Source organism: Bacillus sp. SYZHCR11, from assembly GCF_057196865.1.
Window position 1 is genome coordinate 13,228 of record NZ_JBXUND010000007.1, and the last position, 24,414, is coordinate 37,641.

Genomic DNA, 24,414 nt, shown 5'->3' on the forward strand with positions numbered 1-24,414 from the left:
CTCTCTTCCTTTTTTTGCTTTGTTTTTGCATAATGAGGGATACGCTGAAGGTTTTTCATCTTCGAGATGGGAGGGTTGACAGCATTTTAGATACTCTATATAATCTCTCCGAGGAGAAGGAGGCGTTTTTCATCACACAAAAAATGAAAAAACTGTTTTCCGTAAAGCTTGGTAAAAGCAAGGTTATTCTGATTGCAGCTATTATTCTGCTGGGCGGAACCGGGACTGCATACGGGGCACATGAGCTCTCAAAACAATCAGTTTCTGTTTCCATCAACGGCAAGAAAAAGCAAATACGCACTCATGCAAAAACGGTTGGGGAACTTCTGGAAGATTTACATATAGAGACGAGAAATGAAGACCGGATTACCCCGTCTAAGCAGACAGCATTGGCAGACAACATGAATGTCGTGTATGATGCTGCAAAGCAGATCCGTGTGACAAGAGGCGGAGAAGAAAAGACTTTATGGTCAACGGCAAAAACAGTCGGCGCATTTCTGAACGAACAGCATACACCTGTGAATCAGCACGATAAAATAGATCCAGCAGCAGATACGAAAGTGACAAACGGCATGAAAGTCACGGTCGACCCGGCTTTTCAGGTCACTGTAAATGATGCGGGAAAGAAAAAGAAAATATGGACGACTTCGACTACGGTCGCTGACTTTTTAACGCAGCATAAGATGGACATGAAAGACGAAGATAAAGTAAAACCGGCATTACACGAAAAGCTCACAAAAAATCAGGCCGGCATACAAATCACTCGTATCGAAAAAGTCACCGATGTAGTTGAGGAAAAAATAGCGTATCAAGTGAAAGAAAAAGAAGATGCGTCTCTCGACAGCGGGAAAGAAAAGATCGTTCAAAAAGGAAAAGAAGGCAAACTTAAAAAGCATTTTCATGTTGTCAAAGAAAATGGAAAAGAAGTATCAAGAAAGCTTGTCAAAGAAGAAACATCTGAAAAAAGCAAAGATCAGATCATTGCGGTCGGCACAAAGCGGCACAGTCCCAAGATTGAGCAGCTCAGTGCACCTGTGAAGGCATCTTCGGGCGAAACCGGATCTTCCGGTAAAGTGATTACCGTGTCTTCCACGGCTTATACCGCAAGCTGCAGCGGCTGTTCCGGCCAAACGGCTACAGGCGTTAACCTGACAAGCAATCCGAATGCCAAAGTCATTGCGGTAGACCCAAGCGTCATCCCGCTCGGCACAAGAGTCCACGTAGACGGATACGGGGATGCCGTGGCCGCTGATACAGGCTCAGCCATTAAAGGAAGACGGATTGATGTCTTTTTCCCTGAAAAATCTTCAGCTTACCGCTGGGGAAAGAAACAGGTCAAAATAAAAATCTTAAATTAATTCCGATTCATTCAGAGGGTTTTGCGCCCTCTGTTTTTTTCGTTATAATAGGTAAAGTGTATTTTCAGTATATTAGACGTGACATGCAAGCAAAGGTTTCGTTTTGGATATAAAAAGTTTTTTTGGAGGAAGTAATGAAAATTAAAGAAATTATTGTAGTCGAGGGACGCGATGACACTGCGCGCATAAAACTTGCCGTTGATGCGGATACGATCGAGACAAACGGTTCCGCAATCGGAGACGAAGTCATCAGGCAGATTCGGCTGGCGCAGGAAACGAGAGGGGTCATCGTGCTGACGGACCCGGATTTTCCGGGGGAGAAGATCCGGAAAACCATTTCTGAAGCAGTACCCGGCTGTAAACACGCATTTCTGCCCAAACATCTTGCCAAACCGAAAAACAAGCGCGGCATTGGCGTTGAGCACGCATCCATTGAAAGCATCAGAGCATGTCTGGAAAATGTGCATGAAGAGATGGAGGCAAAGCCGAGTGAAATTTCAGCTGAAGATGTCATACAGGCCGGTCTGATCGGCGGACCGGCTGCCAAAAGACGGCGCGAACGATTGGGCGACCTGCTGAAGATCGGCTATACAAACGGCAAGCAGCTTCAAAAACGGCTGCAAATGTTTCAAATCAAAAGAAGTGATTTTATTGATGCGCTCGATGCTATGAGGCAGGAGGAACAGGATGAACAATAAAGATATCGCGACACCTATCAGAACGAAGGAAATTCTGAAAAAGTACGGTTTCTCTTTTAAAAAGAGTCTGGGACAGAATTTCTTAATTGATACAAATATATTGGACAGAATTGTGGACCATGCGGAAATTACGGATCGGACCGGAGTCATTGAAATCGGGCCCGGAATCGGCGCGCTGACAGAGCAGCTTGCCAAACGGGCGAAAAAGGTCGTCGCGTTTGAAATTGATCAGCGTCTGCTGCCCATTCTCAATGATACGCTGTCTCCGTATGACAATGTAACGATCATTCATCAAGATGTGCTGAAAGCAGACGTCAAATCCGTCATTGAAGAGCAGTTTCAGGATTGTGATGAAATTATGGTGACGGCGAATCTCCCATATTATGTGACGACGCCGATCATCATGAAGCTTTTGGAAGAACATCTTCCGTTAAAAGGAATTGTCGTAATGCTGCAAAAAGAGGTCGCTGAGCGGATGGCCGCTGATCCTTCCTCTAAGGAGTACGGATCGCTTTCCATTGCGGTTCAGTTCTATACGGAGGCCAAAACCGTCATGACCGTACCGAAAACGGTGTTTGTGCCTCAGCCTAATGTCGATTCCGCCGTCATCCGTCTCTTGCTTCGTGACGGCCCGGCGGTTGACGTCGATAATGAACCGTTTTTCTTCCAGCTGATTAAAGCAAGCTTCGCACAGCGCCGGAAAACCTTGCTGAACAACCTTGTGAACAATCTTCCGGGCGGAAAAGAGAAAAAAGCCCAAATTGAAGAAGTTCTTCAAGAAACGAATATTGACGGAAAGCGGCGCGGTGAATCCCTGTCCATAGAAGAATTTGCGCTCTTGTCCAACGGATTGCATAAAGCCCTTTTCTAAGAGGGCTTTTTGTTTTGCGTCACCACTTGGACTGCCGCTACATAGGCTAGAGGAGAACCTTATTCATTCAACTGCAAGAAAAGCTTGAAACATCAAGCGCCGCAGCGGAAAGAGGTGCATTTGCCAAGACTTCTTTCATGATGAGGCTTAGTCTATTTGTGGAGTGGGTAACGTGCAATTTCAAATAGGAGATATGGTAGCCAGGAAATCCTATCAAATGGATGTTTTATTTCGCATTATCGGTATAGAGCAAACAAGCAACGGAAATTCAATTGCCATCCTGCATGGTGACGAAGTCAGATTGATTGCGGATGCTGATTTTTCTGATTTGGAGCCTGTCAGAAAAGACGAACAGGCCATGAGAAAGAAAAGAGATGAAAGCAGGATGAATGAATCTCTCGAGCTGCTCCGCCAGGATTATAAGCTGCTTCGGGAAAAACAGGAGTATTACACGACAAATCAATATCAGCATCAGGAGCACTACTTTCATATGCCCGGAAAGGTATTGCATCTGGACGGCGATGAGGCCTATTTGAAAAAGTGCCTGAACTTTTATGAAAAAATCGGTGTGCCGGTATACGGAATTCATTGCCATGAGAAAAAAATGCCGGCGTCAATTGACGAGCTGCTTGATAAATACAGGCCGGATATTTTAGTCATCACCGGCCATGATGCATATTCCAAGCATAAGGGAGGCGTGAACGATTTAAGCGCCTACAGGCATTCCAAACACTTTGTCGAAACCGTTCAGAGAGCGAGGCGTAAAGTCCCTCATTTGGATCAGCTGGTCATATTCGCGGGGGCGTGCCAATCTCATTTTGAGTCTTTAATCAGAGCGGGCGCGAATTTCGCAAGTTCGCCGTCACGCGTCAATATTCATGCGCTTGACCCGGTATATATTGTCGCGAAAATCAGCTTCACTCCGTTTATGGAGCGGATCAATGTATGGGATGTTCTGAGAAATACGCTGACGAGAGAGAAAGGGCTGGGAGGAATTGAAACGAAGGGTGTGCTGCGTGTCGGTATGCCGTATAAATCAAATGGATGAGTGATAAAACCCGCATATATTTCGCTATGCGGGTTAATTATTTTACATATTGATACATAAATTTCCGGAACTTGTGAAAAATAACGCAGAAATCAATAGAATTTTGTCAAAATAATTTTGTTGACAATGACTTATTAACGTTGATATAATTTAAATTTTATTTGACAAAATTGGGCTCTTGTTGTACAATAAATGTAGTGAGGTGGATGCAATGGCGAAGACGTTGTCCGATATAAAAAGATCGCTTGATGGGAATTTAGGTAAACGGCTTACGTTAAAAGCAAACGGCGGCCGCCGAAAAACGATTGAGCGTTCGGGCATTTTAGCTGAGACGTACCCTTCTGTTTTTGTGATACAACTAGATCAAGACGAGAATTCGTTTGAAAGAGTTTCATACAGTTATGCTGATATTCTGACTGAGACTGTTGAATTGACATTCAATGACGATGCGGCAAGCTCAGTAGCATTTTAATGGGCAGTGAACCTTTTGTTTACTGCTTTTTGTTTTGCCTTCTAAAGCTCTTCTAATTATTCCCTCGAAAGTTTCAGCCGATTAAACGGAAGCTATAGGTGTCACATGTTTTATCGTGGCGTGCACGAATGGTGATCAATTTCTATAAAAGGGGTTGTTTCGTTTGGGCAGACGTCGTGGAGTTATGTCAGATGAGTTCAAATATGAGCTGGCGAAGGACCTTGGTTTTTACGATACGGTGAAAGACGAGGGCTGGGGAGGCATTCGGGCGCGTGACGCCGGGAATATGGTAAAGCGCGCGATCGAGATTGCCGAACAGCAGATGGCGGCTCAGAACCAAAATAACCGATAATGCAGTGGCCCGGGGGACAATCCGTTCCCCGGTTTTTTCTATCGGCTGTCAAAACCGGCGTCAATTTCGGATAAGTACCTCCGGGTCTCCAAATGTGATACAATGTTCATACTTATGTTTAGATGGAGAAGTAGGTGAAAGCTATGCGTATTTTAGAAAAAGCGCCGGCCAAAATCAATCTGTCCCTCGATGTGACGAGTAAACGCCCGGATGGTTATCACGAAGTGGAGATGATCATGACGACAATTGATTTGGCAGATCGGATTGAACTGACAGAACTGCCCGAAAACGTTATCAGAGTGGCGTCGCATAATCGCTTTGTTCCGGATGATCAAAGGAATCTGGCTTATCAGGCAGCCAAACTGCTTAAAGAACGGTTTCAAGTCAAAAAAGGCGTTTCGATTATGATTACAAAGGTGATCCCTGTAGCGGCAGGGCTTGCCGGCGGAAGCAGCGATGCGGCAGCCACGCTCAGAGGGCTGAACAGGCTTTGGGATTTAAAGCTTTCTGTCGAAGAGCTCGCGGAGCTTGGAGCTGAAATCGGTTCAGACGTGTCCTTCTGTGTATACGGAGGCACTGCCCTGGCAACCGGACGCGGTGAGAAGATCAGGCACATCAGTGCTCCGCCTCATTGCTGGGTCGTGCTCGCCAAACCGACGATCGGGGTATCGACTGCCGAAGTGTACCGCCGGCTGAACTTACAGCAGGTTCGGCATCCTGATGTGCAGGCGATGATTGACGCGATTGAAGAAAAAAGCTTCCAAAAGGTATGCGGACAATTAGGAAACGTATTGGAGTCGGTTACGCTCAGCCTCCATCCCGAGGTGGCGATGATTAAAAATCAAATGAAACGCTTCGGCGCTGATGCGGTGTTAATGAGCGGAAGCGGACCGACTGTATTCGGTTTGGTTCAATACGAATCGAAGGTGCAGCGGATTTATAACGGGTTAAGAGGTTTCTGTGATCAAGTGTACGCGGTGCGGATGATCGGCGAACAGAATGCTCTTGATTAAATCCGTATGTTAAGTTATATTATTTTTAAATTATTCGGATTTTGGGGGTAAGTTCATGAAGTTTCGTCGCAGCGGCAGATTGGTGGACTTAACAAATTATTTGTTAACCCATCCGCATGAATTAATACCGTTAACGTTTTTCTCAGAACGGTATCAATCAGCAAAGTCATCAATCAGTGAAGATTTAACGATTATTAAACAGACCTTTGAACAGCAAGGCATTGGGACGCTGCTTACAGTGCCGGGAGCTGCCGGAGGCGTCAAATACATTCCGAAAGTGAAACAGGCTGAAGCAGAAGCGTTTATACAGGAGCTGGGACAGTCTTTAGTAAATCCTGAGCGTATCCTTCCGGGCGGTTATGTATATTTAACGGATATCTTAGGAAAACCATCTGTCCTCTCTCATGTAGGCAGGCTTTTTGCTTCCGTTTTTGCGGAGCGGGAGATTGATGTGGTGATGACCGTTGCGACAAAAGGAATCCCTCTTGCTTACGCAGCGGCCAGTTATCTGAACGTTCCGGTTGTCATCGTGCGAAAGGACAATAAAGTGACTGAAGGCTCCACGGTGAGCATCAATTATGTATCAGGATCGTCTAACCGCATTCAAACAATGTCGCTTGCGAAAAGAAGTTTGGCTACGGGTTCGAACGTTTTGATTATTGACGACTTTATGAAAGCCGGCGGCACCATTAACGGCATGATCAGCCTGCTTGATGAGTTTAATGCAAACGTCGCGGGAATAGGCGTCTTGGTTGAAGCCGAGGGAGTGAATGAACGGCTTGTCGATGAATACATGTCACTGCTCACGCTTTCAACCATCAATATGAAAGACAAAACGATTGAGATTCAAAACGGCAATTTTCTGCGATTTTTTAAAGAACAGCATTTAAAGAATGGGGAGACAGAAAAATGACAAAAGCAATCCATACGAAACACGCGCCGGCAGCGATAGGGCCATATTCACAGGGAATCATCGTAAACAACATGTTTTACAGCTCAGGCCAGATTCCTCTTACTGCTGAAGGAGAAATGGTAAACGGTGATATCACAGAACAAACGCATCAGGTGTTCAGCAATTTAAAAGCTGTGCTGAAAGAAGCGGGCGCTTCTCTCGAGACGGTTGTCAAAGCAACGGTATTTATTGCTGATATGGAGCAGTTTGCGGAAGTGAATGAAGTGTACGGACAATACTTTGATGTACATAAGCCGGCAAGGTCTTGTGTGGAAGTGGCGAGACTGCCGAAAGACGCTCTCGTGGAAATTGAAGTCATTGCGCTGGTAAAATCTTAAATCTCAGAAAAGTGGTTCCGGTCTCCGGGATCACTTTTTTTATGCAGTATATGATCCCCAAATATGGTTTATCACCTAATTGTGTATGTATATCCTATATTTTCAAAAAAACTTTTTGAAACGTGCAGGAATTTAAAAAGAATCGTGGAATTGTTAGACTAATGCTTTTATATAGGGAAAAGGTGGTGAACTACTGTGGAAGTTACTGACGTAAGATTACGCCGCGTGAATACCGATGGTCGCATGAGAGCGATTGCATCCATCACGCTGGATCACGAATTTGTCGTACATGATATTCGTGTGATTGATGGAAACAATGGTCTTTTCGTTGCGATGCCGAGTAAACGCACCCCTGATGGAGAATTCCGCGATATTGCTCATCCTATTAATTCCAGCACGCGGGGCAAGATCCAGGATGCTGTTTTAAATGAGTATCATCGTTTGGGTGATTCTGAAGCATTAGAATATGAAGAAGCCGGGGCTTCTTAAACATAACAAAATGTAAGGACTGCTGATAAAGGCTGACACAAGGCCTTTTCCGGCAGTCCTTTTTTAAATCTGATTTTTCAGTAATAAAGCGATTACATAGAAAATTCTTGCACTTTTTGATGTCTTCTTGAAATCAACAGCTATTTAGGATATATTTTTCTATGGATAAAAGGGATATTGGAGGCCATTAAATGGATAAGCGGTTTGCAGTGATTTTAGCTGCCGGAAAAGGAACGAGAATGAAATCGAAGCTTTATAAGGTCCTTCATCCGGTATGCGGAAAGCCTATGGTAGAGCACGTCGCAGACGAAGCTCTGAAATTATCTTTAGCGAAGCTTGTCACCATCGTAGGACACGGCGCCGAAGATGTGAAGAAGCAGCTCGGACAGAAAAGCGATTACGCTCTCCAAGCAGAACAGCTCGGTACGGCTCATGCGGTCAAGCAGGCAAAACCATTTCTTCACGGAGAAAAGGGTGTCACGATCGTTATTTGCGGCGATACACCGCTTCTGACGGCGGAGACGATGGAAGCCATGCTGAATGAACATACAGACAAAGGTGCAAAAGCCACGGTGTTAACGGCCGTTGCCGACGATCCCGCCGGATACGGAAGAATCATCCGCAGTGAAGACGGCGCCGTTCAAAAAATCGTGGAGCACAAGGATGCTTCGGAGCAAGAACGTCTTGTGAAAGAAATCAACACGGGAACGTACTGTTTTGATAACGAGGCTCTTTTTCGTGTCATCGAACAGGTTTCGAATGAAAATGCCCAAGGCGAGTATTATCTGCCGGATGTGATCGAAATCCTCAAAGACGAAGGCGAAACTGTTGCCGCTTACCAGACTGGTAACTTCCAAGAGACGCTCGGAGTGAATGATAGAGTCGCTCTTTCTCAGGCTGAAATGTATATGAAAGAGCGTATTAACAAACGGCATATGCAGAACGGAGTCACTTTAATCGATCCGATGAATACGTACATCTCACCTGACGCGCGTATCGGACAAGATACAGTTATTTATCCCGGAACTGTGTTAAAGGGACAAGCTGAAATCGGCGATGAATGTGTCATCGGCCCTCACACTGAGATAGAGGACAGTTCAATCGGCAGCCGCACTGTGATTAAACAATCCGTTGTCAACCGCAGCAAAGTTGGGAATGATGTAAATATCGGTCCTTTTGCTCACATCAGACCCGATTCCGCAATCGGCAATGAAGTGAAGATCGGAAACTTTGTTGAAATCAAGAAAACACAATTCGGCGACCGAAGCAAAGCATCTCATTTAAGCTATATCGGTGATGCCGAAGTGGGCACGGATGTGAATCTGGGCTGCGGCTCCATCACGGTCAATTATGATGGGAAGAAAAAATATTTAACCAAGATTGAAGACGGCGCTTTTATAGGCTGCAACTCCAATCTGGTCGCTCCTGTCACAGTGGGAGAAGGCGCGTATGTCGCTGCGGGTTCAACCGTAACTGAAGATGTGCCGGGCGAAGCGCTTGCCATTGCCAGAGCAAGACAAGTAAATAAAGAAGATTATGTGAAAAATATTCATAAAAAATAATCCTAAAATCGGAGGTTTACCATGTCTAACGAATACGGAGATAAGAATTTAAAGATTTTTTCTTTGAATTCAAATCCAGAACTTGCAAAAGAAATCGCGGATAATGTAGGGGTTCAATTAGGAAAGTGCTCTGTTACAAGATTCAGTGACGGAGAGGTCCAGATCAACATAGAAGAAAGTATTCGCGGCTGTGATTGCTATATCATTCAGTCTACAAGTGCGCCGGTTAATGAGCACATTATGGAATTGCTGATTATGGTTGACGCTCTAAAGCGCGCTTCCGCGAAAACAATCAACATTGTGATTCCGTACTACGGTTATGCGCGCCAGGACAGAAAAGCAAGATCACGTGAACCGATTACGGCAAAACTTTTTGCAAACCTGCTTGAAACAGCGGGTGCGACACGCGTGATTGCGCTTGATTTACACGCGCCGCAAATTCAAGGTTTCTTTGATATTCCGATTGACCACTTAATGGGTGTTCCGATTTTAGGCCATTACTTTGAAGGTAAAGACTTGAAAGATATCGTTATTGTTTCTCCTGACCACGGCGGTGTGACGCGCGCCCGCAAACTTGCGGACCGTCTGAAAGCGCCGATCGCGATTATCGACAAACGCCGTCCCAGACCGAATGAGGTAGAAGTGATGAACATCGTCGGTAACGTGGAAGGAAAAACAGCGATTCTGATCGATGATATTATTGATACGGCCGGCACAATCACACTTGCCGCTAACGCGCTGGTTGAAAACGGAGCTGCAGAAGTGTATGCATGCTGTACGCACCCTGTATTGTCAGGCCCTGCCGTTGAGCGGATCAATAACTCTAAAATCAAGGAGCTTGTCGTAACGAACAGCATTAAGCTTCCTGATGAGAAAAAAATCGACCGCTTTAAGCAGCTTTCTGTCGGACCGCTTCTGGCTGAAGCGATTATCCGCGTTCACGAGAAACAATCTGTCAGCTATTTATTCAGCTAAACCGAAACTTTAAGGTTTAAATCCCAGTTATTGTGGGTATTGTTCTAATAGGACGATAAAACGATAATTAGGATGGTGCTGAATATGGCAACTTTAAAAGCAAATGAAAGAACAGATTTTAAACGTTCGACGCTTCGGAAAATCCGTCATTCAGGACATGTTCCAGGGATTATATACGGTAAAGAAATAACGAATACGCCTGTCTCTTTAGACAGTGTCGAATTGCTTAAAACATTGCGGGACGAAGGAAAAAACACGATTATCACAATTGATGTCAACGGAAATCAGCAATCGGTTATGGTGACTGATCTTCAGACAGACCCGCTCAAAAACGAATTGACGCACGCCGATTTTCAAGTCGTGAATATGAGTGAGGAGCTCGAGGCCGAGGTGCCGATTCAGCTGACGGGAGAGGCGAAAGGAGTCAAAGACGGAGGCGTTATCCAGCAGCCGCTGCATGAGCTTTCGATCAAGGCTAAGCCGAAGGACATCCCTCAGACAATTAATGTTGATATTTCCGGGCTTGAAATGAATGATGTGCTGACCATCGCAGATCTGACTGCTGACGGCAATTATACATTTACAAACGACCCGGAAGAAGTCGTGGCTTCCATCCTTCCTCCTAAGCAGGAAGCATTCGAAGAAGATGCAGAACCGTCTCCTGAGGAAGAGCCCGAAGGAGAAAATCAATAAGCGCTTTAAGACGTAACCCGCCCGAGGTTACGTCTTTTGTGCTAGAATGAGAAGAATTACAGCGATGTTGAGGGAGGATTTACGATGCTTGTGATTGCCGGTCTCGGTAACCCGGGAAAAACCTATGAGAACACGAGGCATAATGTCGGCTTTATGGCCATTGACGAGCTTTCTAAAGAATGGAATATTGAACTGAATAAAACGAAATTCAACGGACTTTACGGAATGGGGTTTGTTTCCGGAAAAAAAGTTCTACTTGTTAAACCGCTTACATATATGAATTTATCAGGAGAATGTTTGCGGCCGCTGCTGGATTATTATGATGCCGATCATGAAGATCTGAAAGTCATATACGATGACCTTGATCTTCCGACGGGAAAAATCAGGCTTCGGACGAAGGGGAGCGCAGGCGGACATAACGGAATTAAATCGCTTATACAGCACCTCGGAACCCCTGAATTTGACCGGGTCAGAATCGGAATCGGCCGCCCCGTTAACGGAATGAAAGTCGTTGACTATGTACTGGGAGCTTTTACGAAGGAAGAAGCGCCGCATATCAATGATGCCGTCTCAAAAACCGTAAAAGCCTGCGAAGCTTCCTTAACGAAACCATTTTTAGAAGTCATGAACGAATTTAATGCAAATGTATAAGATAAATAATGGGAGACCATACTAGGGAAAAATGATTTTTTCACATCAGGAGGTCCAACGTATGGCTTTGCATTATTTCTGCCGCCACTGCGGCTTTAAGGTAGGGAGCCTGGAATATTCAACGGTGCCGACACAGTCACTTGGATTTCAGCACTTAACAAATGAGGAAAGAAACGATATGATTTCATATAAAGACAATGGAGATGTCCATGTTCTTACAATTTGTGAAGACTGCCAAGAGGCGCTGGAACGCAATCCGCACTACCATGAACACAACACATTTATTCAATAAGAAGCTTTGGTGTAGATTCTAGACCAAAGCGTTTTTCTGTTCTTGCAGAAAATAGAGAGGAGGGCCCATATGGACAACATTCAAACCTTTATTAAAGAAAGCGATGATTTTAAATCCATTGTCAACGGTTTACATGAGGGGCTGAAGGAACAGCTGCTTGCGGGTCTGTCAGGTTCCGCGCGTTCTGTTTTTACCTCCGCCCTTGCACAGGAAACGAAAAGGCCGATTTTCTTTATCACCCATAATTTATATCAGGCCCAAAAAGTGACGGAAGATCTGACGGCGCTTCTCGGGGATCAATCTGTTTTTTTATACCCCGTGAATGAATTGATTTCTTCAGAAATTGCGGTAGCGAGTCCTGAACTGCGCGCTCAGCGGCTTGATGTCATTAATAGATTAACAAACGGAGAAGCGCCGGTCGTTGTGGCGCCCGTTGCGGCAGTGAGAAGAATGCTTCCGCCGAAGGAGCTGTGGAAAAGCAGCCAGCTCGTCATTTCACTCGGAGACGATATAGAACCGGATCAGCTGTCCGCGCGCCTTGTAGAGGTGGGGTATGAGCGTTCCGATATGGTTTCTGCACCCGGTGAATTCAGTATTCGCGGCGGAATTATCGACATTTATCCGCTGACGTCGGAGCATCCGGTGCGAATTGAACTGTTTGATACGGAGGTCGATTCCATCAGAAGCTTCAATTCTGATGACCAGAGATCAATCGAGACGCTCAAACATGTGGCGATCGGACCGGCGAAGGAATTGATCATCAGGGCGGAAGAAAAAGCCCGGGCAATGGAAAGGCTCGATAAAGGGCTTGCCGACAGTCTGAAAAAGCTGAAGCAGGACAAACAAAAGGAAATGCTTCATATCAATATCTCACATGATAAAGAACGGTTATCAACGGGACAGACTGATCAGGAACTTGTGAAGTATCTCTCGTACTTTTACGAAAAACCTGCTAGTTTGCTAGATTATACACCGGCAGACACGTTGTTATTGTTAGACGAGGTCAGCCGCATTCATGAAATGGAGGATCAGCTGCAAAAAGAAGAGGCCGAATTTACGACAAGTCTGCTCGAGGAAGGGAAAATTCTGCATGACATTCATTTATCCTTCAGCTTTCAGGAGCTTATGAGCGAAAAGCGGCGCCCGGCTATTTATTATTCATTATTTTTGCGTCATGTCCAGCATACAAGCCCTCAGAATATCGTGAATGTGACAAGCCGGCAGATGCAGAGTTTTCACGGGCAGATGAATGTCCTCTCAGGTGAAATGGAGCGCTTTAAGAAATCAAACTTCACCGTCGTCTTTTTAGGCGCAAATAAGGACAGAACCGACAGATTGGCATCCGTGCTGGCTGATTACGAAATTGAAGCCGCGAAAACGGACAGCTCCAAAGCGCTTGTGCAAGGACAGGTCTATGTCATGGAAGGCGAGCTGCAATCCGGTTTTGAACTGCCGCTGATGAAGCTGGCCGTCATTACGGAGGAAGAGCTGTTCAAAAACCGAATCAAGAAAAAGCCGAGAAAGCAGAAGCTGACAAATGCCGAACGGATCAAAAGCTATTCCGAGCTTCAGGTCGGTGACTATGTCGTCCACGTCAACCACGGGATCGGTAAGTACTTGGGGATCGAAACACTGGAAATCAAAGGCATTCATAAAGATTACCTCAACATTCATTATCAGGGCAGCGATAAGCTGTATGTCCCTGTAGAACAAATCGATCAGGTGCAGAAGTATGTCGGCTCTGAAGGAAAAGAACCGAAGCTTTATAAACTGGGCGGCAGTGAATGGAAACGGGTGAAGAAAAAAGTTGAAAACTCCGTTCAGGATATTGCCGATGATCTGATTAAGCTTTATGCGGAACGGGAAGCAAGCAAAGGCTATGCGTTCTCGCCCGATCATGAAATGCAGCGGCAGTTCGAATCTGCTTTCCCTTACCAGGAAACAGAGGACCAGCTCCGTTCCATTCAGGAGATTAAAAAGGATATGGAAAGAGAACGCCCGATGGACCGTTTGCTTTGCGGCGATGTGGGTTACGGGAAGACGGAGGTAGCCATCCGAGCGGCCTTTAAAGCGATCGCAGACGGAAAGCAGGTCGCGCTTCTTGTGCCGACGACAATACTCGCGCAGCAGCATTATGAAACCATTACGGAGCGTTTTCAGGACTATCCGATTAACATCGGTCTTCTCAGCCGATTCAGAACGAGAAAAGAATCCAATGAAACGATTAAAGGACTGAAAAACGGAACGGTAGACATCGTAATCGGAACCCACAGGCTCTTATCTAAAGACGTCGTCTATAAAGATCTCGGCTTGCTCATCATTGATGAAGAGCAGCGCTTCGGCGTAACGCATAAGGAAAAAATCAAACAGATCAAAGCCAATGTCGATGTACTGACTCTTACAGCGACGCCGATTCCGCGTACGCTTCATATGTCCATGCTCGGTGTGCGGGATTTATCCGTTATTGAAACGCCGCCGGAAAACCGTTTCCCTGTTCAGACATATGTCGTGGAATACAACGGCGCGCTTGTACGAGAAGCTATCGAAAGAGAACTGGCGCGCGGAGGACAGGTATATTTCCTGTACAACCGCGTGGATGACATCGAGCGGAAGGCCGATGAAATTTCCATGCTTGTTCCCGATGCGAAAGTGGCATATGCCCACGGAAAAATGACCGAAAATGAATTGGAAAGCGTCATGCTCAATTTTCTGGAAGGGGAATCAGACGTCCTTGTCAGCACGACTATTATTGAGACAGGCGTAGATATACCAAATGTCAATACATTGATTGTGTTCGACGGAGACAAAATGGGGCTGTCTCAGCTGTATCAGCTGAGAGGACGGGTCGGCCGTTCCAACCGCGTCGCTTACGCTTATTTTACGTACCGCAGAGACAAAGTGCTTACTGAGGTGGCGGAAAAACGGCTGCAGGCGATTAAAGAATTTACCGAGCTGGGATCAGGCTTTAAAATCGCCATGCGTGACTTGACGATCAGGGGAGCGGGGAACCTTCTCGGCGCCCAGCAGCACGGCTTTATCGACTCAGTCGGTTTTGACCTGTACTCGCAAATGCTCAAGGAAGCGATTGAAGAGCGGAAAGGCGATATTCCGAAAAGCGAACAGTTTGAGACAGAAATCGATATCGAGCTTGACGCGTATATTCCTGAAAACTATATACAAGACGGCAAGCAAAAAATCGACATGTATAAACGCTTCAGGTCAATCGCCACAATTGAGGAGAAAAATGAGCTCCAAGATGAAATCATCGACAGGTTCGGCAGCTATCCTAAAGAAGTTGAATGGCTGTTTACGGTTGCTGAGATGAAGGTATACGGAAAATATGAACGCGTCGAACTCATCAAGCAGGATAAAGACGCGATCAGATTTACCATTTCTGAAGAGGCCAGCGCACAGATTGACGGCCAGAAATTATTCGAACTCGGCAATAAATACGGCCGGCAGATCGGACTGGGAATGGAAGGGAAAAAGCTGAAAATCTCAGTACAGACGAAAGGCCGCAAAACGGAAGAGTGGCTGGAGACCGTGCTCGGCATGCTGAAAGGCCTTCAGAATGTGAAGAAAGAAACAATCGCGTCTTCATAAAAATTGTTACTCTCTGGTGTATATTACATTTGATGTGACGGATACTAATTTCAAGCGAGTGGCGGAAGCTACATAAAGTAAAGAGCTTTAGTACTTTCCCTTAAATATCATCACATGAAAGAGAGGCACCAGAGAGATGAAAGCTACAGGTATCGTACGTCGTATTGATGATCTAGGACGGGTCGTCATTCCTAAAGAAATTCGGAGAACACTGCGAATCAGGGAAGGAGACCCGCTTGAAATATTCGTTGACCGCGACGGAGAAGTTATATTGAAAAAATATTCTCCTATCAGTGAGCTTGGCGATTTTGCGAAAGAATATGCAGATGCATTGTATGACAGTCTCGGCCATTCCGTCTTGATTTGCGACCGTGACGCGTATATTGCCGTTTCGGGCAGTTCGAAAAAAGAATTTCTGAATAAAGCCATCAGCGATTTGCTCGAAAAAACGATGGATCAGCGCAGCTCAGTGGTAGAAAACGACGTGAAGTCCGCGCAGCTTGTGAATGACATTGATGAAGATATGAGCTCCTATACAATCGCTCCGATCGTGGCAAATGGCGATCCTATCGGTGCCGTGGTCATCTTTTCCAAGGAACAGGCACTTGGAGAAGTAGAACATAAAGCGGTAGAAACGGCAGCCAGTTTTTTGGCGAGACAAATGGAGCAGTAGGTCTTATTACCATTATTGAAATAAGAAAACGGGGAAAGAACAGCTCTTATACAAGTGCTGTTCTTTTTCATATTCATATGTGCTCTCTATCGGTTCGGCCGTTAGGATTGTGATATAATAAGCTCGTTTTATAGACGTAATTTTCTAGCGGCTGGAAGGAGCTTTTGGATGAACGATTCAGTTGGCGCCAAGCGGCAATCGGCATGGAAAGGTGCTTTTGTGCTCGTCGTTGCGGGCATCGTGACGAAGATATTAAGCGCCGTGTACAGGGTTCCTTTTCAGAATATTGTCGGTGACGTCGGATTTTACATTTATCAGCAGGTGTATCCGTTTTTAGGGATCGCGGTCATGCTGTCAACATCCGGTTTTCCGGTGATCATCTCAAAATTAATGAACGATTATAGCGATCATAAACAAAAAATAATGAAAATTTCCGCCCTTTATGTCACGGCGGCCGGACTTGTTCTGTTTGCGCTCATGTATGCCGGCGCGGCGCCGTTGGCCGGTTTTATGGGTGACGCCCGCCTTGTGATGCTGATAAGGGTCGCGGCGTTCGCTTTCATACTGTTTCCGTTTACGGCGGTTTTCCGGGGGTATTTCCAAGGCGTGCATGATATGATGCCGTCAGCCTTATCCCAGATTACGGAACAGCTTCTTCGGGTGGCGGTGCTTCTCGGTTTATCCTTCTGGCTTTTGAAAAGCGGCCGTTCATTATACGCGGCGGGTGCGGGGGCGGCCTCGGGATCAATTGCCGGGAGCTTTGCGGCCCTTTGTGTATTGGCTGTTTTCTGGTATAAGCGGGAAGAAACAAAGAAAGACGGCGGACATATCGAAACGGCCGTCATTGTAAAAAAGCTGCTGCTTTATTCAGTCACCATCTGTATCAGCAGTGTACTCATGCTTTTGATTCAGCTTGTAGACGCTTTGAACTTATATTCACTGCTTTCAGACGGGACGGAGAGCCATGCCGCGAAACAGCTGAAAGGTATATATGACCGCGGACAGCCGCTCCTTCAGCTGGGAACCGTGTTTGCCGTCAGTATCGCCGCGTCCTTGGTTCCTTCAATTTCAAAAGCGGTGCATGAGAACAAGCCGTTTATCATAAAAGAGAAAGCGTCATCTGCCGTCAAGCTCTGCCTTGCGGTAGGGATCGGTGCATCAGCCGGGCTTTTTTGCATTTTAGAACCGGTGAATATCATGCTTTTCCAAAACAGTGAGGGGACGCAGACCTTACAAATATTCAGCTTATCTATCTTTTTTGCCTCGATTGCGCTTACGGCAGCCGCAATTCTGCAAGGAGCGGGACATACCGTTTTCCCCGCCGTATCCGTTTTGGCGGGAGGGGCGCTGAAATGGGTGCTGAATGTTTGGCTGGTCCCCGGCTGGGGTATTACAGGAGCGGCACTGGCGACCGTCTTGGCATTTGCCGCAGTTGCGTGCCTGAATCTCCGGAGAATTTGGTCGAAGGGATGGCTGACGAATATCGGAGGCGTGATCGCCCGTCTGTGCTGGTGCAGTCTGCTGATGGTCTTCTTTTTGGTCGTATATATGAAGCTTTGGCAGTTATTTGTTCCTGTCAGCAGGGGCGGAGCTGTATGTGAGAGTCTGTCTGCGTCAATCATCGGAGGGCTATTGTTTATTTATTGTATGATAAGAATGAAGATTTTCACGGACGAAGAGCTGAGCGGTCTTCCTTTCGGCAGTGCTTTAAGCAAATTGAAAAAGAGGAGAGAAAAACATGGCAGGTAATATTACGGTCGTCGGCCTCGGCGCCGGAGACATGGATCAGTTGACAGTGGGCGTACATAAGCTGCTGACTCAGGCGAAGCATTTATATATAAGAACGAAAGACCACCCTGTGATTTCGGAATTAGAGCAAGAGACGGAAGCGGACATCCGGTATTTTGATGATATTTATGAAAAACATGATCAGTTTGAAGCGGTCTATGAAGAGATCACGGACATTCTGTTTGAAAAAGCGAAGCAAGAGGATGTCGTCTACGCTGTACCCGGGCATCCGTTTGTCGCTGAGAAAACCGTTCAGCTGTTATTTGAACGCCGGGAAGAACAACAGATAGATGTTCATACTGCTGGAGGGCAAAGCTTTCTGGATGCCACTTTTAATGCGTTGCGAATTGATCCGATTGAAGGGTTTCAATTTACGGATGCGCAAACAATGACGCCGGATGAGCTCGAACTCCGGCATCACCTGATCATCTGCCAGGTTTATGACCAAATGACGGCCTCTGAGGTGAAGCTGACGCTCATGGAGAAATTGCCTGACGACTATGAAGTGGTCATCGTTACGGCAGCCGGGAGCAAGGGAGAAAAGATGATCAAGGTGCCTTTGTTTGAACTTGACCGCAATGTAGAAATAAATAACTTAACAAGCGTGTATGTTCCGCCGATTAAAAAAGAAGAACTCCTTTACCAGGAATTTTCTGCATTCCGAAGTATTATTCGCGAGCTTCGCGGGCCGAACGGCTGTCCGTGGGATCAAAAGCAGACACACCAGTCATTAAAGAAATATATGATTGAGGAATGCTACGAACTGCTTGAGGCCATTGACGAAGAGGACACGGATCACATGATAGAAGAACTCGGGGACGTCATGCTTCAGGTTATGCTGCACGCCCAGATCGGAGAAGACGAGGGGTATTTCTCAATTGATGATGTCATCAGAGACATCAGTGCGAAGATGGTCAGACGGCACCCGCATGTGTTTAAGGATGTTAAGGTTCAGGATGAACATGATGTCGTCGCCAACTGGGAAGAAATCAAAAAGGCGGAAAAGCAAACAACATCCTCTTCATTGCTGGATGCCGTGCCGAAAACACTGCCTTCTCTTGCGAAAGCCGCCAAGCTTCAGAAAAAAGCCGCAAAAACCGGCTTTGACTGGGATGACGTTCAGGATATATGGGATAAAGTAAATGAAGAGCTGAAGGAATTTTCTGCAGAGGCTTCCGCCGAATCAGCAGATGAAATCAGCTTAAAAGCTGAATTCGGCGATGTTTTATTTGCATTGGTCAATATCGGCCGATACTATAAAATTGAGCCTGAGGAAGCGCTCGCCATGACAAATGACAAATTCCGCAGACGCTTTGCTTATATTGAGAAAGAAGCGGCAGCAAAGGGCCTTGAATTGACCGCAATGTCACTTGAGGAAATGGACAAATTGTGGGATGAAGCAAAAGAAATGGAGAGGAGATTCTGATATGAGACTTGATAAATTTTTAAAAGTATCCAGATTAATTAAGCGCCGCACATTGGCGAAAGAGGTCGCCGATCAAGGGAGAATCACCGTTAACGGGAATCAGGCGAAAGCCAGCTCAGACGTAAAAGCCGGTGATGAACTGAAGGTCCGCTTCGGGCAGAAGCTTGTCACCGTGAAGGTAAATGAATTGAAAGAAACAACGAAAAAAGAAGAAGCCGCGGGCATGTATACAATCGTCAAAGAAGAAAAACTCGGCGAATAGGCTTGTTCTAAACAAGGCTCCCGCCTCATACAATGCAGTAATAATGCTAAAAGTATCGAGGATATGGGGGCTGAATAGATGAATTCATATTATGAGCAAAAAGGTTCTTCTTCTGTTCCGGAACAGCATGATGTAACGATGAAAGGGAGAAAGCATTTAGACATTTCGGGCGTCAAGCATGTGGAAAGTTTTGATAACGAAGAGTTTTTGCTGGAAACGGTTATGGGAATGCTTTCCGTCAGAGGCGAGAATCTGCAGATGAAAAACCTTGATGTGGAAAAAGGGATTGTATCTATAAAAGGCAGGGTGTTTGACCTTGTATATTTAGACGAGCAGCAAGGGGATAAAGCTAAAGGGTTTTTTAGCAAGTTGTTTAAATGACGCTGACGACCCAATTTTATACGATGCTGGCAATGACCGGTATGGGCGCCTGGCTCGGAGCGTCGCTTGATACATACAGGCTGTTTGTCAGCCGCGCCAAAACGGCCAGATGGCTGTTATTCATTCATGACATTCTCTTTTGGATTGTACAAGGTCTGCTGTTTTTCTATGTGCTGCTCAACGTGAATGAAGGGGAACTCAGGGTATACATTTTCTTGGCTGTCTTACTGGGTATTGCGACGTACCAAAGCCTGTTTAAACGAATGTATATAAAAATACTGAAATTTGCCATTCATCTTGCGGTGTCTCTTTACCAATTCGCAAAAAAGCTCATTCAGCACGTGCTGTTCCGTCCGGTGCTTCTGCTCTTTAAGCTGCTCATCGGGCTGATCACGGTTATTTCTTTATACTCCTATCGGGTGAGTGCCTTTTTTGCGAAGTGTCTTTTTAAGATCGTAGCGTTTTTGCTGTATCCGCTGTTTTTCCTGTTGAAACAATTATTGAAACTTCTTCCTGAAAAGTGGCGTCTTACTTTCAAACGATATTTTCAAAAAAGTGCAGGATTTTTACAAAAGAGCAAGAAACTAATCATAACAATCAGATCGACCATGATACGTATTTTGAAAAGGTGAAAGGAGGACCGTCTGGTTTGAATCTATCTAGGGAACGTACAATAACTGAAATTCAAAACGACTATAAAGAGCAGGTTGAACGGCAATCCCAGCTTATGAAAAGAAGGCGGAAAGGGCTTTTCAGACGGTTGATCGTATTCGGCGCCCTTGTGTTGTTGACGGCTATTGTCTTAGCGGGTTCTCTGTGGTCACAGACCTCTTCCCTTAGCGCAAACGAAGAAAAAAAGGCTCGGCTGGAAAAACAAGTAAAAGAATTGAATGCGAAACAGGCTGATTTAAAAGATGAAATTTCCAAATTAAAGGATGAGGATTACGTCACAGAGCTTGCCAGAAGAGACTTGTTTATGTCAGGAAATGGTGAGATTCTCTTTAATGTAGAAAAGAAGAGCAAGTAGCCTTGTTGACACTTAAATTTTTATTTAGGTATAATTAAACAAACGATCTTTTTATAAGCCTAAGGAGGAGCACTTTTTTTATGTCGATTGAAGTTGGCAGCAAGTTGCAAGGGAAAATAACAGGTATTACAAATTTCGGAGCATTTGTTGAATTGCCTGGAGGCTCAACCGGTCTCGTTCATATCAGTGAGGTAGCCGATAATTATGTAAAAGACATTAACGAGCATTTAAAAGTCGGCGATCAAGTTGAAGTGAAAGTCATCAACGTTGAAAAAGACGGGAAAATTGGTTTATCAATTAAAAAAGCTAAAGACCGTCCGCAAGCCAGACCTAGAAATGATTTCCGTCCGAAAGAATCTTTTGAACAGAAAATGAACAAGTTTCTTAAAGATAGCGAAGACCGCTTATCATCTTTAAAACGAAACACGGAATCAAAACGTGGAGGGCGCGGAGCAAGAAGAGGATAACTTGCTGCTTTCTATAAATACATGGAGCATCCGTCTATCCCAGCGGGTGCTTTTTTTGTATACGCGCATGTAGTCAGAAAATTAAAACTTTAAAGTTTCTGTTGACGGAATGAAGAAACCTTTGTATTATATAACTTGTGCTTATAAGCACCTATATGGCGGTGTAGCTCAGCTGGCTAGAGCGTACGGTTCATACCCGTGAGGTCGGGGGTTCGATCCCCTCCGCCGCTACCATATATATCTGGCCCGTTGGTCAAGCGGTTAAGACACCGCCCTTTCACGGCGGTAACACGGGTTCGAATCCCGTACGGGTCATCAAGCGAATCGGCTTCTGTTGCAGAAGCCGATTTTTTCATATTTAGACAACTTTTTGAGAAATGTCGGAGGAAATACAAAAGGAAAGGGGAACAAGGGAGAAAGCGTCGAAGAGTTCTTTGGAATTGTTACCTTCTTTTGACAAAATCCTATCTGGGCTTTCATTTATAATGACAAGCAACGAATAAAACAGGTGGGGGATGAGAGCAATGGAAAAAGCGGAAAGAAGAGTGAACGGGCCGATGGCGGGACAAGCTCTGGAAAAACTGCAATCGTTTTTTGAAAAGGCGGCAAAGCTTACAGTCCATCAAGCGCATTCACTTTTTTTCTATAAGGGTTTCATTTATGTCGTGATCGGTTTTTTACTTGGACGGGCTTTCATATTATCTGAGGTTCTTCCGTTTGCACTGCCGTTTTTCGGAGCGATGCTTTTGATCAGAAGAGATAAAGCCTTCTATGCTTGTCTGTCTTTACTTGCGGGCGCTTTAACCATTTCGCCGAAACACTCTTTATTGATTCTCACAGCTTTGGCCGTCTTCACTCTATTTTCAAAAATCGGTACATATATCGTGCAGGACCGGGTGAAGATGCTGCCGATCGTGGTGTTTTTCTCTATGGCTGCCGCGAGAATCGGATTTGTTTATTTTGAAAGCGGCGCTTTTACCACCTATGATTATGTGATGGCTGTTGTCGAGGCGGGCCTGGCCTTTATTTTGACGCTGATCTTTTTACAAAGCCTGCCGATTTTCACGATCAAAAAAGTGAAGCAATCGTTAAAAATAGAAGAAATCATCTGTTTTATGATCTTGATCGCATCCGTTTTAACCGGGCTTGCCGGTGTTTCATTTCAGGGAATGCAGGCTGAGCATATCCTGGCCCGCTATGTCGTGCTGAGTTTTTCCTTTGTCGGCGGGGCAAGCATCGGCTGTACGGTCGGTGTTGTGACCGGACTGATCCTCGGGCTTGCGAATATCGGGAATCTCTATCAAATGAGTCTGCTTGCGTTTTCCGGGCTTCTTGGCGGGCTGCTGAAAGAAGGAAAGAAAGCCGGCGCCGCAGTCGGATTGGTGATCGGCTCACTGCTGATTTCATTATATGGTGAAGGGTCTGCCGGATTAATGACCACTCTTTATGAATCTTTGATTGCCGTTGTATTGTTTTTGATTACGCCCCAATCGATTACGAAAAAGGTGGCGAGATACATACCGGGCACTGCTGAGCACAGTCAGGAGCAGCAGCAGTACGCGAGGAAAATCAGAGATGTCACCGCCCAGAAAGTAGACCAGTTCTCCAATGTGTTTCATGCCTTGTCGGAGAGCTTCGCCACCTTTCATCAGACGTCTTCCGATGAGCAGGCGGAAGAAGGGGAAGTGGATCTCTTTTTAAGCAAAATCACCGAGCATTCCTGCCAATCCTGCTATAAGAAAAGCAAATGCTGGGTTCAAAACTTTGATAAAACATATGACTTAATGAAACAAGTTATGCATGAAACAGAAGAAAAGCAGTATGCCTCAAACCGCAGATTGAAAAAAGAGTTTCAACAGCACTGTTCCAAATCCAGACAGGTGGAAGAGCTGATTGAGGACGAACTTGCCCACCATCACGCCCATCTGACACTGAAGAGAAAAGTTCAGGACAGCAGGAGGCTTGTTGCCGAGCAGCTGTTGGGGGTTTCTGAGGTCATGGCGGACTTTTCTCGGGAAATAAAACGGGAGAGGGAGCAGCATTTTATTCAGGAAGAACAAATGATAGAGGCGCTTCAGCATTTCGGAATCGAGATTCAGCATGTCGAGATATACAGCTTGGAACAGGGCAATATTGATATCGAAATGACAATCCCGTTCAGCGGAGGACACGGCGAGAGTGAGAAAATTATCGCCCCGATGCTGTCTGACATTCTTGAGGAGCAGATACTTGTCAAAAGCGAACAGCACTCGGCTCATCCGAATGGCTACAGCCATGTTGCGTTCGGTTCGACCAAATCGTACCGGGTATCGACAGGCGCAGCTCATGCGGCAAAAGGCGGCGGTCTTGTCTCCGGCGACAGCTACAGCATGATGGAACTGGGGGCGAGAAAGTATGCGGCCGCGATCAGTGACGGCATGGGCAATGGGGCGAGGGCCCATTATGAGAGCAACGAAACGATTAAGCTGCTCGAAAAAATTCTCGAATCAGGTATTGATGAAAAAATAGCGATCAAAACGATCAACAGTATTCTGTCTTTACGGACGACAGACGAAATCTACTCAACTCTCGATCTTTCTATCATTGATCTTCAGGATGCAAGCTGCAAATTCTTGAAGGTCGGTTCAACGCCGAGTTTTATCAAGCGGGGAGATCAAGTCATGAAAGTGCAGGCCAGCAATCTGCCGATCGGTATCATCAATGAATTTGATGTGGAGGTTGTAAGTGAACAGTTAAAAGCGGGAGATCTGCTCGTCATGATGAGTGACGGTATTTTTGAAGGACCGAAGCACGTTGAAAACCACGACCTGTGGATGAAACGGAAAATGAAAGGGCTGAAAACCGAAGATCCGCAGGAAATCGCTGATATATTAATGGAAGAGGTCATCAGAACGCGTTCCGGCCAAATCGAAGACGACATGACGGTGGTTGTTGTCCGGATTGATCACAACACGCCGAAATGGGCTTCCATACCGGTTCCGGCGGTATTCCAAAATAAAAAGGAGATTTCTTAATCCTTTCGT

At 45.6% G+C, this 24,414-nt stretch carries 25 protein-coding genes and 2 tRNA genes; all 27 read left to right on the forward strand.

Features of this window, described 5'->3' with window-relative positions; translation table 11 throughout:
• Positions 1 to 32 precede the first annotated feature (32 nt).
• The 27 genes from AC2CGA_RS18510 to spoIIE all read left to right on the forward strand — a co-directional run bounded on the left by AC2CGA_RS18510 (position 33) and on the right by spoIIE (position 24,405).
• The gene (locus tag AC2CGA_RS18510; RefSeq protein WP_088005470.1) at positions 33 to 1,358 is read left to right on the forward strand and encodes a resuscitation-promoting factor; all 1,326 of its coding nucleotides are present in this window, start codon (positions 33 to 35) and stop codon (positions 1,356 to 1,358) included.
• Between the two features lie 134 nt (positions 1,359 to 1,492).
• On the forward strand, positions 1,493 to 2,056 hold the full coding sequence (rnmV, locus tag AC2CGA_RS18515; protein ID WP_004264696.1) for a ribonuclease M5: 564 nt from the start codon (positions 1,493 to 1,495) through the stop codon (positions 2,054 to 2,056).
• The gene (gene rsmA / locus AC2CGA_RS18520; RefSeq protein WP_004264694.1) at positions 2,046 to 2,927 is read left to right on the forward strand and encodes a 16S rRNA (adenine(1518)-N(6)/adenine(1519)-N(6))-dimethyltransferase RsmA; all 882 of its coding nucleotides are present in this window, start codon (positions 2,046 to 2,048) and stop codon (positions 2,925 to 2,927) included. Before rnmV ends, rsmA begins: the two co-directional genes overlap by 11 nt.
• A 172-nt stretch (positions 2,928 to 3,099) precedes the next feature.
• Entirely contained in the window at positions 3,100 to 3,975 is an 876-nt protein-coding gene (yabG, locus tag AC2CGA_RS18525) for a sporulation peptidase YabG (RefSeq protein ID WP_048368098.1), read from the forward strand.
• A gap of 211 nt (positions 3,976 to 4,186) precedes the next feature.
• Positions 4,187 to 4,447: a biofilm formation stimulator Veg gene (veg, locus tag AC2CGA_RS18530; protein WP_003218330.1), complete on the forward strand. Its 261-nt coding sequence runs from the start codon at positions 4,187 to 4,189 to the stop codon at positions 4,445 to 4,447.
• Between the two features lie 163 nt (positions 4,448 to 4,610).
• Positions 4,611 to 4,799: a small, acid-soluble spore protein, alpha/beta type gene (locus AC2CGA_RS18535; protein WP_048368101.1), complete on the forward strand. Its 189-nt coding sequence runs from the start codon at positions 4,611 to 4,613 to the stop codon at positions 4,797 to 4,799.
• 143 nt (positions 4,800 to 4,942) lie between these two features.
• Complete coding sequence (ispE, locus tag AC2CGA_RS18540; RefSeq protein WP_007409927.1) at positions 4,943 to 5,812, forward strand: 4-(cytidine 5'-diphospho)-2-C-methyl-D-erythritol kinase; 870 nt, start codon at positions 4,943 to 4,945, stop codon at positions 5,810 to 5,812.
• A 55-nt stretch (positions 5,813 to 5,867) separates the two neighbouring features.
• Positions 5,868 to 6,725: a pur operon repressor gene (purR, locus tag AC2CGA_RS18545; protein ID WP_004264666.1), complete on the forward strand. Its 858-nt coding sequence runs from the start codon at positions 5,868 to 5,870 to the stop codon at positions 6,723 to 6,725.
• Positions 6,722 to 7,102 (forward strand): 2-iminobutanoate/2-iminopropanoate deaminase, encoded by a 381-nt coding sequence (gene ridA, locus AC2CGA_RS18550; protein ID WP_004264663.1) that lies wholly within the window; start codon positions 6,722 to 6,724, stop codon positions 7,100 to 7,102. Before purR ends, ridA begins: the two co-directional genes overlap by 4 nt.
• 195 nt (positions 7,103 to 7,297) lie before the next feature.
• The gene (gene spoVG / locus AC2CGA_RS18555) at positions 7,298 to 7,591 is read left to right on the forward strand and encodes a septation regulator SpoVG (protein WP_004264660.1); all 294 of its coding nucleotides are present in this window, start codon (positions 7,298 to 7,300) and stop codon (positions 7,589 to 7,591) included.
• A 191-nt stretch (positions 7,592 to 7,782) separates the two neighbouring features.
• Positions 7,783 to 9,153 carry a bifunctional UDP-N-acetylglucosamine diphosphorylase/glucosamine-1-phosphate N-acetyltransferase GlmU gene (glmU, locus tag AC2CGA_RS18560; RefSeq protein WP_004264658.1) on the forward strand — a complete coding sequence of 457 codons (1,371 nt, stop codon included), beginning with the start codon at positions 7,783 to 7,785 and terminating at the stop codon, positions 9,151 to 9,153.
• A gap of 21 nt (positions 9,154 to 9,174) precedes the next feature.
• Positions 9,175 to 10,128, forward strand: a complete 954-nt coding sequence (locus tag AC2CGA_RS18565) for a ribose-phosphate diphosphokinase (protein WP_004264656.1) — start codon at positions 9,175 to 9,177, stop codon at positions 10,126 to 10,128.
• An 84-nt stretch (positions 10,129 to 10,212) separates the two neighbouring features.
• Complete coding sequence (locus tag AC2CGA_RS18570; RefSeq protein ID WP_004264654.1) at positions 10,213 to 10,821, forward strand: 50S ribosomal protein L25/general stress protein Ctc; 609 nt, start codon at positions 10,213 to 10,215, stop codon at positions 10,819 to 10,821.
• A gap of 84 nt (positions 10,822 to 10,905) precedes the next feature.
• Complete coding sequence (gene pth / locus AC2CGA_RS18575) at positions 10,906 to 11,472, forward strand: aminoacyl-tRNA hydrolase (protein ID WP_004264652.1); 567 nt, start codon at positions 10,906 to 10,908, stop codon at positions 11,470 to 11,472.
• A gap of 61 nt (positions 11,473 to 11,533) precedes the next feature.
• Complete coding sequence (gene fin / locus AC2CGA_RS18580) at positions 11,534 to 11,764, forward strand: anti-sigma-F factor Fin (protein ID WP_004264650.1); 231 nt, start codon at positions 11,534 to 11,536, stop codon at positions 11,762 to 11,764.
• 69 nt (positions 11,765 to 11,833) lie between these two features.
• Positions 11,834 to 15,367: a transcription-repair coupling factor gene (gene mfd, locus AC2CGA_RS18585; RefSeq protein ID WP_015388787.1), complete on the forward strand. Its 3,534-nt coding sequence runs from the start codon at positions 11,834 to 11,836 to the stop codon at positions 15,365 to 15,367.
• Positions 15,368 to 15,503: 136 nt separating this feature from the next.
• Positions 15,504 to 16,040 carry a stage V sporulation protein T gene (gene spoVT, locus AC2CGA_RS18590; RefSeq protein WP_004264646.1) on the forward strand — a complete coding sequence of 179 codons (537 nt, stop codon included), beginning with the start codon at positions 15,504 to 15,506 and terminating at the stop codon, positions 16,038 to 16,040.
• A 168-nt stretch (positions 16,041 to 16,208) separates the two neighbouring features.
• Entirely contained in the window at positions 16,209 to 17,789 is a 1,581-nt protein-coding gene (locus tag AC2CGA_RS18595; RefSeq protein ID WP_014304198.1) for a putative polysaccharide biosynthesis protein, read from the forward strand.
• Positions 17,779 to 19,254 (forward strand): bifunctional methyltransferase/pyrophosphohydrolase YabN, encoded by a 1,476-nt coding sequence (yabN, locus tag AC2CGA_RS18600; protein ID WP_207119680.1) that lies wholly within the window; start codon positions 17,779 to 17,781, stop codon positions 19,252 to 19,254. Before AC2CGA_RS18595 ends, yabN begins: the two co-directional genes overlap by 11 nt.
• Before the next feature lies 1 nt (position 19,255).
• Positions 19,256 to 19,516 (forward strand): RNA-binding S4 domain-containing protein, encoded by a 261-nt coding sequence (locus AC2CGA_RS18605; protein WP_004264639.1) that lies wholly within the window; start codon positions 19,256 to 19,258, stop codon positions 19,514 to 19,516.
• Positions 19,517 to 19,594: 78 nt separating this feature from the next.
• Complete coding sequence (gene yabP / locus AC2CGA_RS18610; protein WP_004264638.1) at positions 19,595 to 19,897, forward strand: sporulation protein YabP; 303 nt, start codon at positions 19,595 to 19,597, stop codon at positions 19,895 to 19,897.
• Positions 19,894 to 20,529: a spore cortex biosynthesis protein YabQ gene (yabQ, locus tag AC2CGA_RS18615; protein WP_004264635.1), complete on the forward strand. Its 636-nt coding sequence runs from the start codon at positions 19,894 to 19,896 to the stop codon at positions 20,527 to 20,529. The genes yabP and yabQ overlap by 4 nt, the downstream gene beginning before the upstream one ends.
• Before the next feature lie 17 nt (positions 20,530 to 20,546).
• Entirely contained in the window at positions 20,547 to 20,924 is a 378-nt protein-coding gene (gene divIC / locus AC2CGA_RS18620) for a cell division protein DivIC (RefSeq protein WP_032858294.1), read from the forward strand.
• Positions 20,925 to 21,004: 80 nt separating this feature from the next.
• Entirely contained in the window at positions 21,005 to 21,391 is a 387-nt protein-coding gene (locus tag AC2CGA_RS18625) for a S1 domain-containing RNA-binding protein (RefSeq protein WP_004264630.1), read from the forward strand.
• Positions 21,392 to 21,548: 157 nt separating this feature from the next.
• Positions 21,549 to 21,625 (forward strand) — tRNA-Met (locus AC2CGA_RS18630).
• A 9-nt stretch (positions 21,626 to 21,634) separates the two neighbouring features.
• Positions 21,635 to 21,706, forward strand: a tRNA-Glu gene (locus AC2CGA_RS18635).
• Positions 21,707 to 21,915: 209 nt separating this feature from the next.
• On the forward strand, positions 21,916 to 24,405 hold the full coding sequence (spoIIE, locus tag AC2CGA_RS18640) for a stage II sporulation protein E (RefSeq protein ID WP_004264625.1): 2,490 nt from the start codon (positions 21,916 to 21,918) through the stop codon (positions 24,403 to 24,405).
• Positions 24,406 to 24,414 lie beyond the last annotated feature (9 nt).